The organism is Escherichia sp. E2562, assembly GCF_005781075.1.
Classification (GTDB): Bacteria; Pseudomonadota; Gammaproteobacteria; order Enterobacterales; family Enterobacteriaceae; genus Escherichia.
The window spans coordinates 232,372-246,808 of sequence record NZ_VATM01000002.1; the positions used below are offsets into that span (position 1 = coordinate 232,372).

Here is a 14,437-nt window from a genome sequence, read left to right on the forward strand (position 1 = left end):
ACAGTCCAGGAGAATTTAAATGGCTGCCATTAATACGAAAGTCAAAAAAGCCGTTATCCCCGTTGCGGGATTAGGAACCAGGATGTTGCCGGCGACGAAAGCTATCCCGAAAGAGATGCTGCCGCTTGTCGATAAGCCATTAATTCAATACGTCGTGAATGAATGTATTGCGGCTGGCATTACTGAAATTGTGCTGGTCACTCACTCATCTAAAAACTCTATTGAAAACCATTTCGATACCAGTTTTGAACTGGAAGCAATGCTGGAAAAACGTGTAAAACGCCAGTTGCTTGATGAAGTGCAGTCCATTTGTCCACCACACGTGACTATTATGCAAGTTCGTCAGGGGCTGGCGAAAGGTTTGGGACACGCAGTATTGTGTGCCCATCCGGTAGTTGGTGATGAACCTGTGGCTGTTATTTTGCCTGACGTTATTCTGGATGAATATGAATCCGATTTATCGCAGGATAACCTTGCAGAGATGATTCGTCGCTTTGATGAAACTGGTCACAGCCAGATAATGGTGGAGCCTGTTGCTGATGTGACGGCATATGGTGTTGTGGATTGCAAAGGTGTGGATTTAGCGCCTGGCGAAAGTGTACCGATGGTCGGCGTGGTAGAAAAACCGAAAGCAGATGTAGCGCCGTCTAATCTTGCTATTGTCGGCCGTTATGTTCTCAGTGCTGATATTTGGCCGCTGCTGGCAAAAACCCCTCCGGGAGCAGGTGATGAAATTCAGCTCACCGACGCGATTGATATGCTGATCGAAAAAGAAACGGTTGAAGCCTATCATATGAAAGGGAAGAGCCATGACTGCGGTAATAAATTAGGTTACATGCAGGCCTTCGTTGAATACGGTATTCGCCACAACACTCTGGGTACTGAATTTAAAGCCTGGCTTGAAGAAGAGATAGGCATTAAGAAGTAACATCTATCACGATGTTTTCTACGAAACGGCATTGAGTGATCAATGCCGTTTTTTTATAGCGTATTCTTATCAGAGAGTCTTAAAACGGACAATAAAAAATCCCGCCAATGGCGGGATTTTAAGCAAACAGAATCAAGAAAAGATTATTGCTTGATCAGGAAATCGTCGAGGGATTTACCTTGCTCATCCATTGCTTTTTTGATTACAGCTGGAGTACGGCCCTGGCCAGTCCAGGTTTTGGTTTCGCCGTTTTCGTCAACATAGCTATATTTAGCCGGACGCTGTGCGCGTTTAGCTTTGGTGCCAGATTTAACAGCAGCAATGCTATTCAGCAGTTCGTTCGGGTCAATACCGTCAGCGATCAGCATTTCACGATATTGCTGCAGTTTACGAGTACGCTCTTCAACTTCAGCAGCAGCTGCGCTTTCTTCTTCGCGACGTTCGTTAACAACAACTTCTAATTTTTCCAGCATTTCTTCCAGCGTTTCAAGTGTACATTCTCTTGCCTGCGCACGAAGAGTACGGATGTTGTTCAGAATTTTAAGTGCTTCGCTCATTGTAGTAATCTCAAACTTATATTGGGGTGGTTTGTTGAGGTAATAATAGAGCCTTAAATTCAGTTGTGCAATAGCCAGGAATGTAAGGAATTCAAAAATGTTCTTTATTTCGTACCGACAATAAATATCTTTTCATAAAATTAGCCAGAAATGACGTAGCATATAGCCCTATTTACATCGATGCTTTCACATCACTTAAGGTTAAAACTTCCTGATTCATGTCACATTTTATGTGGAGATTAACATGCGCTGGAACCTTTTCACTCTTGGGTATTAGCCCTGTTTATGAAAATCCCCTATTAAGCGAATGATGAAAAGTAGAACAGTCGCAATAAGTGCAAGGACTTCGTATTGCTCTTTCCTGGAGGCCAACTGGGGTTATTACGTGCGCAACAGGTTAAAGATTGTGAATAGTTACCAAGAGTCATTTACGCGTTTATAACAAGCAAGGCCGTGGTAAAGATAGCTCTGAAGGATTATGCCAGTCATTCGTAATGGATGACGAATATACTACTTCTGTGCTCACTGTTACGCTGTAAAACTGACGAATTATGATAAACTCCTGCCAACTTTATTTCATATCATTGAGGGCCTGTGGCTGATGGCGCAGCTATATTTCTACTATTCCGCAATGAATGCGGGTAAGTCTACGGCATTGTTGCAATCTTCATACAATTACCAGGAACGCGGTATGCGCACTGTCGTATATACGGCGGAAATTGATGATCGTTTCGGGGCAGGGAAAGTCAGCTCGCGTATAGGTTTGTCATCACCTGCAAAATTATTTAACCAAAATTCATCATTATTTGATGAGATTCGTGCGGAACACGAACAGCAGACAATTCATTGCGTACTTGTTGATGAATGCCAGTTTTTAACCAGACAACAAGTATATGAATTATCGGAGGTTGTCGATCAACTCGATATACCCGTACTTTGTTATGGTTTGCGTACCGATTTTCGCGGTGAATTGTTTGTTGGTAGCCAATACTTACTGGCATGGTCAGACAAACTGGTCGAATTAAAAACCATTTGTTTTTGTGGCCGCAAAGCAAGCATGGTGCTACGTCTTGATCTGGCGGGTAGACCTTATAACGAAGGTGAGCAGGTGGTTATTGGTGGTAATGAGCGTTACGTCTCGGTTTGCCGTAAACACTATAAAGAAGCGTTAGAGATCGGCTCTTTGACGGCGATTCAGGACAATCATCGGCACGACTAATAAATTTTTCTTTACTGACAGGGTGAATAGGGCGCTTTTATCCTGTCAGTCCGTTTTACTAACTTCTTCCGAGTCATCATCCTTTCTCTATTCTTAATCATCACTCAACGTACCACAGAACGATTTTAGTGCGTCGATGCCTCATTACCTACGAGGTTGAGTTATTTGTCGACAATCTCGCTTTGTGCTCGTTTTCCGACAATGCAAACATGATGAATTAATACAGCTGGATTATTTGAGTTTACATAGCCGTTCTTTGCCTGAAACAAAAAAACGGCCCCGAATGGGACCGTTTATGATGTTATACAGAGCTACCGATTAAGCGGATTTTTTCGCTTTTTTCTCTGCTTTAGCCGGAGCTGCTTCTTTAGCAACGGTTGCGCCTTCTACGTAATCACGACCGTAGTAGGTGTCCAGCAGAATCTGTTTCAGCTCGGAGATCAGCGGATAACGCGGGTTAGCGCCGGTGCACTGGTCATCGAATGCATCTTCAGACAGTTTATCAACGTTTGCCAGGAAGTCTGCTTCCTGAACGCCAGCTTCACGGATAGATTTCGGAATACCCAGCTCAGCTTTCAGCGTTTCCAGCCATGCCAGCAGTTTCTCGATCTTAGCAGCAGTACGGTCGCCCGGAGCGCTCAGGCCCAGATGGTCTGCAATTTCAGCATAACGACGACGAGCTTGCGGACGGTCGTACTGGCTGAATGCAGTCTGCTTGGTCGGGTTGTCATTCGCGTTGTAGCGGATAACGTTACAAATCAGCAGGGCGTTTGCCAGACCATGCGGAATGTGGAACTGAGAGCCCAGTTTATGTGCCATTGAGTGACATACACCCAAGAAGGCGTTAGCAAACGCGATACCTGCGATAGTTGCCGCACTGTGAACACGTTCACGCGCTACCGGGTTTTTAGACCCTTCGTGGTAGGACGCTGGCAGATATTCTTTCAGCAGTTTCAGCGCCTGCAGAGCCTGACCATCAGAGAACTCAGAAGCCAGTACAGAAACATATGCTTCCATGGCGTGAGTTACTGCGTCCAGACCACCGAAAGCACACAGGGACTTCGGCATATCCATAACCAGGTTGGCGTCAACAATCGCCATATCCGGGGTCAGAGCATAGTCTGCCAGCGGATATTTTTGGCCAGTTGCGTCATCGGTTACAACCGCGAACGGTGTAACTTCAGAACCGGTACCGGAAGTTGTGGTGACTGCGATCATTTTCGCTTTCACGCCCATTTTCGGGAACTTGTAGATACGTTTACGGATGTCCATAAAGCGCAGCGCCAGTTCTTCGAAATGAGTTTCTGGGTGTTCGTACATAACCCACATGATCTTCGCAGCATCCATCGGGGAACCACCACCCAGCGCGATAATCACGTCTGGTTTGAAGGAGTTCGCCAGTTCTGCACCTTTACGAACAATGCTCAGAGTCGGGTCAGCTTCAACTTCGAAGAACACTTCAGTTTCTACGCCAGCTGCTTTCAGTACAGAAGTGATCTGGTCAGCATAGCCGTTGTTGAACAGGAAGCGGTCAGTCACGATGAGCGCACGTTTGTGGCCATCAGTAATCACTTCATCCAGCGCGATTGGCAGAGAGCCACGGCGGAAGTAGATAGATTTCGGAAGTTTGTGCCACAACATGTTTTCAGCTCGCTTAGCAACGGTTTTCTTGTTGATCAGGTGTTTCGGACCAACGTTTTCAGAGATGGAGTTACCACCCCAGGAACCACAACCCAGAGTCAGGGAAGGCGCGAGTTTGAAGTTGTACAGGTCACCGATACCGCCCTGAGAAGCCGGGGTATTGATCAGGATACGGGCAGTTTTCATTTTCTGACCGAAGTAAGAAACGCGTGCCGGCTGGTTATCCTGGTCGGTGTACAGGCAAGATGTGTGACCGATACCGCCCATAGCAACCAGTTTCTCTGCTTTCTCTACCGCGTCTTCAAAATCTTTCGCACGGTACATTGCCAGAGTCGGGGACAGTTTTTCATGAGCGAATGGTTCGCTTTCATCAACAACAGTCACTTCACCGATCAGAATCTTAGTGTTTTCTGGTACAGAGAAGCCTGCCAGTTCAGCAATTTTATAAGCTGGCTGACCAACGATAGCTGCGTTCAGCGCGCCATTTTTCAGGATAACGTCCTGAACAGCTTTCAGCTCTTTGCCCTGCAGCATATAGCCGCCGTGGGTGGCAAAACGCTCACGTACAGCATCATAAACAGAATCAACAACAACAACAGACTGTTCAGAAGCACAAATTACGCCGTTGTCGAAGGTTTTGGACATCAGTACGGATGCAACTGCACGTTTGATATCAGCAGTTTCATCAATAACAACTGGGGTGTTGCCTGCGCCTACGCCGATCGCCGGTTTACCGGAACTGTATGCTGCTTTAACCATGCCTGGACCACCGGTCGCAAGGATCAGGTTAATGTCAGGGTGGTGCATCAGTGCGTTGGAGAGTTCAACAGACGGTTGATCGATCCAGCCAATCAGATCTTTTGGTGCACCAGCAGCAATAGCAGCCTGCAGAACGATATCAGCAGCTTTGTTGGTTGCATCTTTAGCACGCGGGTGTGGTGAGAAAATGATGGCGTTACGGGTCTTCAGGCTAATCAGAGATTTGAAGATAGCGGTTGAAGTCGGGTTAGTTGTTGGAACGATACCGCAGATAATACCGATTGGTTCAGCGATAGTGATGGTACCGAAAGTGTCGTCTTCAGACAGAACACCGCAGGTCTTTTCATCTTTGTAGGCGTTATAGATATATTCAGAAGCAAAGTGGTTTTTGATCACTTTATCTTCAACGATACCCATGCCGGATTCGGCAACGGCCATTTTGGCGAGTGGGATTCGAGCATCTGCGGCAGCCAGAGCGGCGGCGCGGAAGATTTTGTCAACTTGCTCTTGAGTGAAACTGGCATATTCACGCTGGGCTTTTTTTACACGCTCTACGAGTGCGTTAAGTTCAGCGACATTAGTAACAGCCATAATGCTCTCCTGATAATGTTAAACTTTTTTAGTAAATCATCTGCTCGAATACGAGAGTATAGTCAGTGCGATGATGATTTGCTTAACCTTTGAAAATCAAAATCTTACTCGTGCTCACACTCACTGTGATTTACTAAAAGAGTTTAAACATTAGAGTCATTAATCTCTAATGCGTCACTTCCAGGTGGCGTAAGCAAGATTACTCACTTCTGGGTACCGATTAAGTGATCCAGATCAAAATTTCGCGAAGCTGACACCTTTCAGCTCCGCTTTTAGCCATAATAGCTAATAGTTAATAAATTGTAGTATTAATTGTTGGCTACCTTAGCATGTTTTGTACGACTAGATAACAATAATGAATGATAGTAATTTTAGATAGTTAGGAGGTGAAAAATGCTGACAAAAGGCGTATTGTCAGCACGTATTTTTACCCTTGTTTAAAGATAACATTATCCGGCTTTTGCTTCGGAGCTAACCGTGATTCAGACACTTTTTGATTTTCCCGTTTATTTTAAGTTTTTCATCGGGTTATTTGCGCTGGTTAACCCGGTAGGGATCATCCCCGTGTTCATCAGTATGACCAGCTATCAGACTGCGGCAGCGAGAAACAAAACAAATCTGACCGCCAACTTGTCTGTAGCCATTATTTTGTGGATCGCACTGTTTCTCGGCGACACGATTCTGCAACTTTTTGGAATATCTATTGATTCGTTCCGCATCGCGGGCGGCATACTGGTCGTGACAATTGCAATGTCGATGATCAGCGGTAAGCTTGGCGAGGATAAACAGAACAAACAAGAAAAATCAGAAACCGCAATTCGTGAAAGCATTGGCGTTGTACCGCTCGCATTACCTCTGATGGCAGGACCAGGGGCAATCAGTTCAACTATCGTATGGGGAACGCGTTATCACAGCATTGGTTATCTGTTCGGTTTTTTTGTAGCAATCGCGTTGTTCGCTTTATGTTGCTGGGGTTTATTCCGCATGGCACCCTGGCTGGTGAGGGTGCTGCGTCAGACTGGCATCAACGTCATTACCCGTATTATGGGGCTCTTGCTAATGGCATTAGGGATTGAATTTATCGTCAACGGTATCAAAGGGATTTTCCCGGGTCTGCTCAATTAATTCCTTTCATATGAAACGGAGTCATGATGCTCCGTTTCTTTCATCACTATTTTTACTGCAAGCCAACGTAGTTAACAAAAGAAATAGATAATTTTATCCCCATTTTACAGATAGTTATAAGACTATCCTTATCTGGCGATCCACAACATCATGTTATTTTCATCACATCATAATCCTGGGCCTTGCTGAAGAATAATTGAAATGATATTAGTAATTCTACTGGCTTTGGCAGAGAAAAGTGCTAAATAGCATTCATTTGTTAAATTATTGTGCGTATTTTCTATCTGGACTATAACCGGAAAAGGCAGTATTGCTTTTTTTAGTTATATCCCTTTGTTTTTAAATTATTTTATTGATTGGATAACGAGGGGTATACGTACTGGTATGGTTAGTAAAAGAGAATTGCGTAACAATTTTGCAAAATGTATTGGCGGGCAAGAAGGGCATTTGATACTTTTCGGCCAACCGTTTGGCGATTTTTATTGGCAATGAGAATGATTTGCGATTAAAAGACGCTGCAAAAAATAATGTGTCTCGACAGGGGAGACACAGTAAGAATCGACATAAGGTGGTCATCTGAATCACCAGAATAAATAAAGTCGGTGATAGCAATTAGTAACGATAAAGCAACCTGGCAGCAAAAAGTCTCCGAGCTGTACAGGTATCCTAATCCGGGATTACACATGCTGGTAAAAACCAGTAATTATAATGAGGGAGTCCAAAACACAATGACCAACATCACCAAGAGAAGTTTAGTGGCAGCAGGCGTTCTGGCTGCGCTTATGGCAGGGAATATCGCACTGGCAGCTGATGTACCCGCAGGAGTCACACTAGCGGAAAAACAAACGCTGGTTCGCAACAATGGTTCTGAAGTTCAGTCATTAGATCCGCACAAAATTGAAGGGGTTCCTGAGTCTAATATCAGCCGTGACCTGTTTGAAGGTTTGCTGGTTAGCGATCTTGATGGTCATCCGGCCCCTGGTGTGGCTGAATCCTGGGATAACAAAGACGCTAAAGTCTGGACGTTCCACCTGCGTAAAGATGCGAAATGGTCTGACGGCACGCCAGTCACGGCACAAGACTTTGTGTATAGCTGGCAACGTTCTGTTGATCCGAACACCGCTTCTCCCTACGCAAGCTACTTACAATACGGGCATATTGCGGGTATTGATGAAATACTGGAAGGGAAGAAACCAATTACCGATCTCGGTGTTAAAGCCCTCGATGACCACACATTAGAAGTCACCTTAAGTGAACCTGTTCCGTACTTCTATAAGTTACTGGTTCACCCATCTACTTCCCCGGTGCCAAAAGCCGCTATTGAGAAATTTGGCGAAAAATGGACCCAGCCAGGCAATATCGTTACTAACGGCGCCTATACATTAAAAGATTGGGTTGTTAACGAACGTATCGTTCTTGAGCGCAGCCCGACCTACTGGAATAACGCTAAAACGGTAATTAACCAGGTGACCTATTTACCGATCGCTTCTGAAGTTACCGATGTTAACCGTTATCGTAGCGGCGAAATCGATATGACTTATAACAACATGCCGATCGAACTGTTCCAGAAACTGAAAAAAGAAATCCCGAACGAAGTTCACGTTGATCCATACCTGTGCACTTACTATTACGAGATTAACAACCAGAAACCGCCATTCAATGATGTGCGTGTGCGTACCGCACTGAAACTGGGTATGGATCGCGATATCATTGTTAATAAAGTCAAAGCGCAGGGCGATATGCCGGCCTATGGTTACACGCCGCCATATACCGATGGCGCAAAACTGACGCAACCAGAATGGTTTGGCTGGAGCCAGGAAAAACGTAACGAAGAAGCGAAGAAACTGCTGGCAGAAGCGGGCTATACTGCAGACAAACCGCTAACGATTAATCTGTTATATAACACGTCCGATCTGCATAAAAAGCTGGCGATTGCCGCCTCTTCACTGTGGAAGAAAAATATCGGCGTGGACGTTAAACTGGTTAACCAGGAATGGAAAACATTCCTCGATACCCGCCACCAGGGTACTTTCGATGTGGCCCGTGCAGGCTGGTGTGCAGACTATAATGAACCAACTTCCTTCCTGAACACCATGCTGTCGAACAGTTCGATGAACACCGCGCATTATAAGAGCCCGGCCTTTGACAGCATTATGGCGGAAACCCTGAAAGCTACAGACGAGGCGCAGCGCACGGCGCTGTACACGAAAGCAGAGCAACAGTTGGATAAAGATTCGGCCATTGTTCCGGTTTATTACTACGTGAACGCGCGTCTGGTAAAACCGTGGGTTGGGGGGTATACCGGTAAAGATCCGTTGGATAATACCTACACCCGAAATATGTACATTGTGAAGCACTAATGGCAATGCGTGGGGCAGGTGTATCCTGCTCCACGGTGTCTGCTTTTTATCGCATTACAGAAGGCACAGGCCAGAAGGTACGGCAATGTTAAAATTTATTCTACGTCGCTGTCTGGAAGCGATTCCGACGCTATTTATTCTTATTACTATTTCGTTCTTTATGATGCGCCTCGCGCCGGGAAGTCCCTTTACCGGCGAACGTACATTACCGCCAGAAGTAATGGCCAATATTGAAGCGAAATATCATCTTAACGATCCCATCATGACGCAGTATTTCAGCTATCTGAAACAACTGGCTCATGGCGATTTCGGCCCTTCATTTAAATATAAAGATTATTCGGTCAATGACCTGGTCGCATCCAGTTTTCCCGTTTCAGCAAAACTGGGCGCTGCTGCATTTTTCCTCGCAGTGGTACTGGGCGTTAGTGCTGGCGTTATTGCCGCATTAAAACAAAACACCAAATGGGACTATACCGTCATGGGATTGGCTATGACGGGAGTGGTTATACCAAGCTTTGTCGTTGCGCCATTATTAGTCATGATATTCGCGATCATTTTGCATTGGCTACCGGGCGGTGGCTGGAATGGTGGGGCGCTGAAATTTATGATCCTGCCGATGGTTGCCTTATCACTGGCTTATATCGCCAGTATTGCGCGTATTACCCGTGGATCAATGATTGAAGTTTTACACTCCAACTTCATTCGTACCGCACGCGCGAAAGGTCTGCCCATGCGGCGCATTATTTTCCGCCACGCATTAAAACCTGCGTTGCTACCGGTACTTTCTTATATGGGACCCGCATTTGTTGGCATTATCACCGGTTCTATGGTTATCGAAACCATTTACGGTTTGCCGGGCATCGGACAATTGTTTGTTAATGGTGCCTTGAACCGTGACTATTCATTGGTGTTAAGCCTGACCATTCTGGTTGGTGCTTTAACCATTTTGTTCAATGCCATTGTCGATGTGCTATATGCGGTTATCGACCCGAAAATCCGTTACTGATACTGGAGCTCGCGATGATGTTAAGTAAGAAAAACAGCGAGACGCTGGAGAATTTCAGTGAGAAGCTGGAGGTCGAAGGCCGCAGTTTATGGCAGGACGCACGTCGACGTTTTATGCATAACCGTGCAGCAGTGGCCAGTCTGATTGTACTGGTGCTTATTGCACTGTTTGTTATCCTGGCGCCGATGCTCTCGCAATTTGCCTATGACGACACCGACTGGGCGATGATGTCCAGCGCCCCGGATATGGAATCTGGTCACTACTTTGGTACCGACTCTTCCGGTCGCGATCTGCTGGTGCGCGTTGCAATTGGTGGGCGCATATCATTAATGGTTGGTGTTGCTGCAGCACTGGTGGCAGTAGTCGTAGGAACGCTTTACGGTTCACTTTCCGGTTATCTTGGCGGCAAGGTGGATTCCGTAATGATGCGCCTGCTGGAAATCCTCAACTCCTTTCCGTTCATGTTCTTCGTCATTTTGCTGGTGACCTTTTTCGGTCAAAACATCCTGCTGATTTTCGTAGCGATTGGGATGGTTTCCTGGCTGGACATGGCACGTATCGTGCGTGGTCAAACACTTAGTCTGAAGCGCAAAGAGTTTATTGAGGCGGCACAAGTTGGCGGTGTATCTACGCCCGGCATTGTGATTCGCCACATTGTGCCGAATGTGCTTGGTGTGGTGGTGGTCTATGCCTCTCTGCTGGTGCCCAGCATGATCCTCTTTGAGTCTTTTCTTAGCTTCCTGGGACTGGGTACGCAAGAGCCATTAAGTAGTTGGGGCGCATTGCTCAGTGATGGCGCGAACTCGATGGAAGTCTCTCCATGGTTGCTGCTATTTCCGGCAGGTTTCCTTGTGGTGACACTGTTTTGTTTCAACTTTATCGGCGATGGCTTGCGTGATGCCCTCGACCCGAAAGATCGTTAAGGAGTGCAGCCATGAGCGTAATTGAAACTGCAACCGTGCCGCTCGCACAGCAACAGGCTGACGCACTGCTGAACGTGAAAGATTTGCGAGTGACATTTAGCACCCCGGACGGTGACGTCACGGCGGTCAATGATTTAAATTTTTCCCTGCGTGCCGGGGAAACGCTGGGTATCGTTGGCGAATCTGGCTCCGGTAAGTCGCAAACCGCGTTTGCTTTAATGGGGCTGCTGGCGGCTAACGGACGCATTGGTGGATCGGCAACCTTTAATGGGCGCGAAATCCTCAATCTGCCAGAACGTGAACTTAATAAACTGCGTGCTGAACAAATCTCGATGATTTTTCAGGACCCGATGACCTCGTTAAATCCATACATGCGCGTCGGCGAGCAGTTGATGGAAGTGCTGATGCTGCATAAAGGTATGGGCAAGGCCGAAGCGTTTGAAGAATCGGTACGAATGCTCGATGCGGTGAAAATGCCAGAAGCGCGTAAGCGTATGAAGATGTTTCCTCATGAGTTTTCTGGCGGCATGCGTCAGCGTGTGATGATTGCGATGGCGTTGTTGTGCCGACCTAAATTGCTGATTGCCGACGAACCGACTACTGCGCTGGACGTGACAGTACAGGCGCAGATCATGACGCTATTGAATGAACTGAAACGGGAATTTAATACTGCCATTATCATGATCACCCACGATCTCGGCGTAGTCGCGGGGATCTGTGACAAAGTGCTGGTGATGTACGCTGGGCGCACAATGGAATATGGCAACGCGCGCGATGTCTTTTATGAACCCGTTCATCCTTATTCTATCGGTTTACTCAATGCGGTACCGCGTCTTGATGCGGAAGGTGAAACGATGTTGACCATCCCGGGTAACCCGCCAAACCTGCTACGTTTGCCGAAAGGTTGCCCGTTCCAGCCGCGTTGTCCGTATGCGATGGAGATTTGCAGTAGCGCGCCGCCGCTGGAAGAGTTCACGCCAGGCCGACTGCGTGCCTGCTTTAAACCGGTGGAGGAACTGTTATGAATGCTGTAACCGAAGGAAGAAAAGTCCTCCTCGAAATTGCCGATTTGAAAGTGCACTTTGAGATCAAAGATGGCAAACAGTGGTTCTGGCAACCGCCGAAAACCCTTAAGGCCGTTGATGGTGTGACGCTCAGGTTATATGAAGGGGAAACGTTGGGCGTCGTAGGGGAATCAGGTTGCGGTAAGTCTACCTTTGCTCGCGCTATCATTGGTTTGGTCAAGGCCACCGATGGTCATGTTGCCTGGTTAGGTAAAGAGTTGCTGGGCATGAAACCTGATGAATGGCGTGCCGTCCGCAGTGATATTCAGATGATTTTCCAGGACCCGTTGGCATCGCTAAACCCGCGTATGACCATCGGCGAGATCATCGCTGAACCGCTGCGTACCTATCATCCGAAAATGTCACGCCAGGAAGTTCGCGAGCGCGTGAAGGTGATGATGATGAAAGTCGGCTTGCTACCTAACCTGATTAACCGCTATCCGCATGAGTTCTCCGGCGGTCAGTGTCAGCGTATCGGGATTGCGCGTGCGCTAATCCTTGAGCCGAAGCTGATTATCTGCGACGAACCGGTGTCGGCACTGGATGTGTCAATACAGGCGCAGGTGGTGAATTTACTCCAGCAGTTGCAACGTGAGATGGGATTGTCATTAATCTTTATCGCTCACGATCTGGCCGTGGTAAAACACATTTCCGATCGCGTGCTGGTGATGTATCTCGGCCATGCGGTAGAGTTGGGGACGTATGATGAGGTTTACCACAATCCGTTGCATCCCTATACCAAAGCATTGATGTCGGCAGTCCCCATTCCAGATCCTGATCTGGAGAAGAACAAATCTATCCAGTTACTGGAAGGGGAATTACCGTCGCCCATCAACCCGCCTTCTGGATGTGTGTTCCGTACCCGTTGCCCGATAGCCGGTCCTGAGTGTGCCAAAACACGCCCGGTGCTGGAAGGCAGTTTCAGACATGCCGTCTCTTGCCTGAAAGTAGACCCATTATAACGTGTTAAGGGCTGGCAGATTGCCGGCCCTTTTTCATGGGAGGTACAGGTGACAGGACATCTTTCAGAGTATCGCCAACGGGTTTATCATTTCCTTTTTGATCAGCATACGAAAACCGGGCGACGCTGCGAGGCGCTGTTTGGTTTCCTCGCATTGTTAAGCGTTGGCGCTGTCTTCATAGAATCCGGTATTGGATCGCAATTCCAGCTAACTTACGACGAATGGCATATCTTTGTTTGGGTAGAATTCTCCTTTACTTTTGTCTTCACGATCGAGTATTTCCTGCGAATATTAAGCTGGCCGAATCCGGTACGTTATGTTTTTAGCTTTTGGGGATTTATCGATCTGGCCACCATTTTGCCGCTGTATTTCATCTGGCTATGGCCTGAAATTGGTTTTACTTATTTATTTGCCTGGCGAGCGATGAGAGCGATTCGTGCGTTGCGAATTTTGCGCCTGCTCCGCTTTATGCCTGCCTTAAACAGTCTATGGCGGGCGATAAATAATGCCCGCCATCAGTTGATTCTTTTTTATGCTTTTATTGCCATTGTGATGATCGTCGCTGGGGCGTTAATGTACGCCATAGAAGGTGCATCAAACGAATTTAACTCGCTGGGCACAGCCGTATACTGGGCGATAGTGACGGTAACCACCGTTGGTTATGGTGATATTACACCACATACTGCGGCAGGAAGGATGGTGGCTTCGGTATTAATCTTGATTGGCTACTCAGTCATTGCAATTCCGACGGGGATTATTACTGCGCAACTCACCAGTGAACTTGAACAGACTAAAAAACTTCTCTGTTGTCCTAAATGCAATACCCAACATCATGCACACGATGCGAAGTATTGTCGTATTTGTGGCAATGAACTGGGAGGAGGGGAAAGATAGATGTGTAAAAGGAAGAACGGATGTGACGCAGCTACGTCACATCCGATGCCAAGCGTTATTCCCGCCAGATAATATGGCAAAGTTTGTGATCTTTTTCGCGGCATAACAAAATACGGGCGAAAATATCGTTGATTTCGCCATCTTCACTGTCTGCCAGACCAATCACCACTTCGGCAAAAAAGTCCGGGTTCAAGTCGAAATCAACATGTTCCTGCCAGTCTTCTGCCGGGTCAAATAACTCTGCACCACCGCGCTCTTCAAACTGCAGATTGAACAACAGAACATCAGCCGGATCGAGATTATCAGCGGCCAGTTCAAGAAAAATATCGTAGGCCTGCTCAAGCGTTTCATCTTCAGTCAGGCGATTGTTTAAATCCATATCCATAGTCACTACCTGTTTAGTCTCTG

12 protein-coding genes are annotated in these 14,437 nt (G+C 46.9%); 9 read left to right on the forward strand and 3 right to left on the reverse strand.

Annotated elements, in window-relative coordinates; translation table 11 throughout:
• Positions 1 to 19: 19 nt before the first annotated feature.
• Positions 20 to 928, forward strand: coding sequence for a UTP--glucose-1-phosphate uridylyltransferase GalU (gene galU, locus FEK43_RS02930; RefSeq protein ID WP_130208896.1), 909 nt, complete (start codon positions 20 to 22; stop codon positions 926 to 928).
• A gap of 143 nt (positions 929 to 1,071) precedes the next feature.
• Here galU and hns read toward each other — a convergent pair whose 3' ends face one another.
• The gene (hns, locus tag FEK43_RS02935; RefSeq protein ID WP_105289150.1) at positions 1,072 to 1,485 is read right to left on the reverse strand and encodes a histone-like nucleoid-structuring protein H-NS; all 414 of its coding nucleotides are present in this window, start codon (positions 1,483 to 1,485) and stop codon (positions 1,072 to 1,074) included.
• A 601-nt stretch (positions 1,486 to 2,086) separates the two neighbouring features.
• Here hns and tdk point away from each other — a divergent pair.
• Entirely contained in the window at positions 2,087 to 2,704 is a 618-nt protein-coding gene (gene tdk / locus FEK43_RS02940; protein WP_130208894.1) for a thymidine kinase, read from the forward strand.
• Positions 2,705 to 3,022: 318 nt separating this feature from the next.
• On the opposite strand, the gene adhE is transcribed toward tdk, so the two are convergent.
• The gene (adhE, locus tag FEK43_RS02945; RefSeq protein ID WP_130216022.1) at positions 3,023 to 5,695 is read right to left on the reverse strand and encodes a bifunctional acetaldehyde-CoA/alcohol dehydrogenase; all 2,673 of its coding nucleotides are present in this window, start codon (positions 5,693 to 5,695) and stop codon (positions 3,023 to 3,025) included.
• A 477-nt stretch (positions 5,696 to 6,172) separates the two neighbouring features.
• On the opposite strand from adhE, the gene ychE reads away from it, so the two are divergent.
• From ychE to FEK43_RS02980, 7 genes are all read left to right on the forward strand, one after another.
• Positions 6,173 to 6,820, forward strand: coding sequence for an NAAT family transporter YchE (ychE, locus tag FEK43_RS02950; protein WP_000616766.1), 648 nt, complete (start codon positions 6,173 to 6,175; stop codon positions 6,818 to 6,820).
• A 728-nt stretch (positions 6,821 to 7,548) separates the two neighbouring features.
• Positions 7,549 to 9,180 (forward strand): oligopeptide ABC transporter substrate-binding protein OppA, encoded by a 1,632-nt coding sequence (gene oppA / locus FEK43_RS02955; protein ID WP_130208890.1) that lies wholly within the window; start codon positions 7,549 to 7,551, stop codon positions 9,178 to 9,180.
• An 85-nt stretch (positions 9,181 to 9,265) separates the two neighbouring features.
• Positions 9,266 to 10,186 carry an oligopeptide ABC transporter permease OppB gene (gene oppB, locus FEK43_RS02960; protein WP_001516507.1) on the forward strand — a complete coding sequence of 307 codons (921 nt, stop codon included), beginning with the start codon at positions 9,266 to 9,268 and terminating at the stop codon, positions 10,184 to 10,186.
• A 14-nt stretch (positions 10,187 to 10,200) separates the two neighbouring features.
• On the forward strand, positions 10,201 to 11,109 hold the full coding sequence (oppC, locus tag FEK43_RS02965) for an oligopeptide ABC transporter permease OppC (RefSeq protein WP_000979659.1): 909 nt from the start codon (positions 10,201 to 10,203) through the stop codon (positions 11,107 to 11,109).
• A gap of 11 nt (positions 11,110 to 11,120) precedes the next feature.
• A complete protein-coding gene (oppD, locus tag FEK43_RS02970) occupies positions 11,121 to 12,134 on the forward strand; it encodes a murein tripeptide/oligopeptide ABC transporter ATP-binding protein OppD (RefSeq protein ID WP_130208888.1) in 1,014 nt (337 codons plus the stop codon).
• Positions 12,131 to 13,135 carry a murein tripeptide/oligopeptide ABC transporter ATP-binding protein OppF gene (oppF, locus tag FEK43_RS02975; protein ID WP_130222797.1) on the forward strand — a complete coding sequence of 335 codons (1,005 nt, stop codon included), beginning with the start codon at positions 12,131 to 12,133 and terminating at the stop codon, positions 13,133 to 13,135. Before oppD ends, oppF begins: the two co-directional genes overlap by 4 nt.
• Positions 13,136 to 13,183: 48 nt before the next feature.
• A complete protein-coding gene (locus tag FEK43_RS02980; protein ID WP_138158423.1) occupies positions 13,184 to 14,029 on the forward strand; it encodes an ion transporter in 846 nt (281 codons plus the stop codon).
• A 55-nt stretch (positions 14,030 to 14,084) separates the two neighbouring features.
• Here the strand turns inward: FEK43_RS02980 and FEK43_RS02985 are convergent, their stop codons facing one another.
• Positions 14,085 to 14,414, reverse strand: a complete 330-nt coding sequence (locus FEK43_RS02985; protein ID WP_000366958.1) for an HI1450 family dsDNA-mimic protein — start codon at positions 14,412 to 14,414, stop codon at positions 14,085 to 14,087.
• Positions 14,415 to 14,437: the final 23 nt, after the last annotated feature.

What these genes read in the sequence shown, in the direction of transcription:
- tdk (WP_130208894.1), top strand. Translation starts at nt 2,087, where the DNA reads ATGGCGCAGCTATATTTCTACTATTCCGCAATGAATGCGGGTAAGTCT.
- oppF (WP_130222797.1), top strand. Translation starts at nt 12,131, where the DNA reads ATGAATGCTGTAACCGAAGGAAGAAAAGTCCTCCTCGAAATTGCCGAT.
- oppA (WP_130208890.1), top strand. Translation starts at nt 7,549, where the DNA reads ATGACCAACATCACCAAGAGAAGTTTAGTGGCAGCAGGCGTTCTGGCT.
- hns (WP_105289150.1), bottom strand. Translation starts at nt 1,485, where the DNA reads ATGAGCGAAGCACTTAAAATTCTGAACAACATCCGTACTCTTCGTGCG.
- galU (WP_130208896.1), top strand. Translation starts at nt 20, where the DNA reads ATGGCTGCCATTAATACGAAAGTCAAAAAAGCCGTTATCCCCGTTGCG.
- oppD (WP_130208888.1), top strand. Translation starts at nt 11,121, where the DNA reads ATGAGCGTAATTGAAACTGCAACCGTGCCGCTCGCACAGCAACAGGCT.
- adhE (WP_130216022.1), bottom strand. Translation starts at nt 5,695, where the DNA reads ATGGCTGTTACTAATGTCGCTGAACTTAACGCACTCGTAGAGCGTGTA.
- oppC (WP_000979659.1), top strand. Translation starts at nt 10,201, where the DNA reads ATGATGTTAAGTAAGAAAAACAGCGAGACGCTGGAGAATTTCAGTGAG.
- oppB (WP_001516507.1), top strand. Translation starts at nt 9,266, where the DNA reads ATGTTAAAATTTATTCTACGTCGCTGTCTGGAAGCGATTCCGACGCTA.
- FEK43_RS02985 (WP_000366958.1), bottom strand. Translation starts at nt 14,414, where the DNA reads ATGGATATGGATTTAAACAATCGCCTGACTGAAGATGAAACGCTTGAG.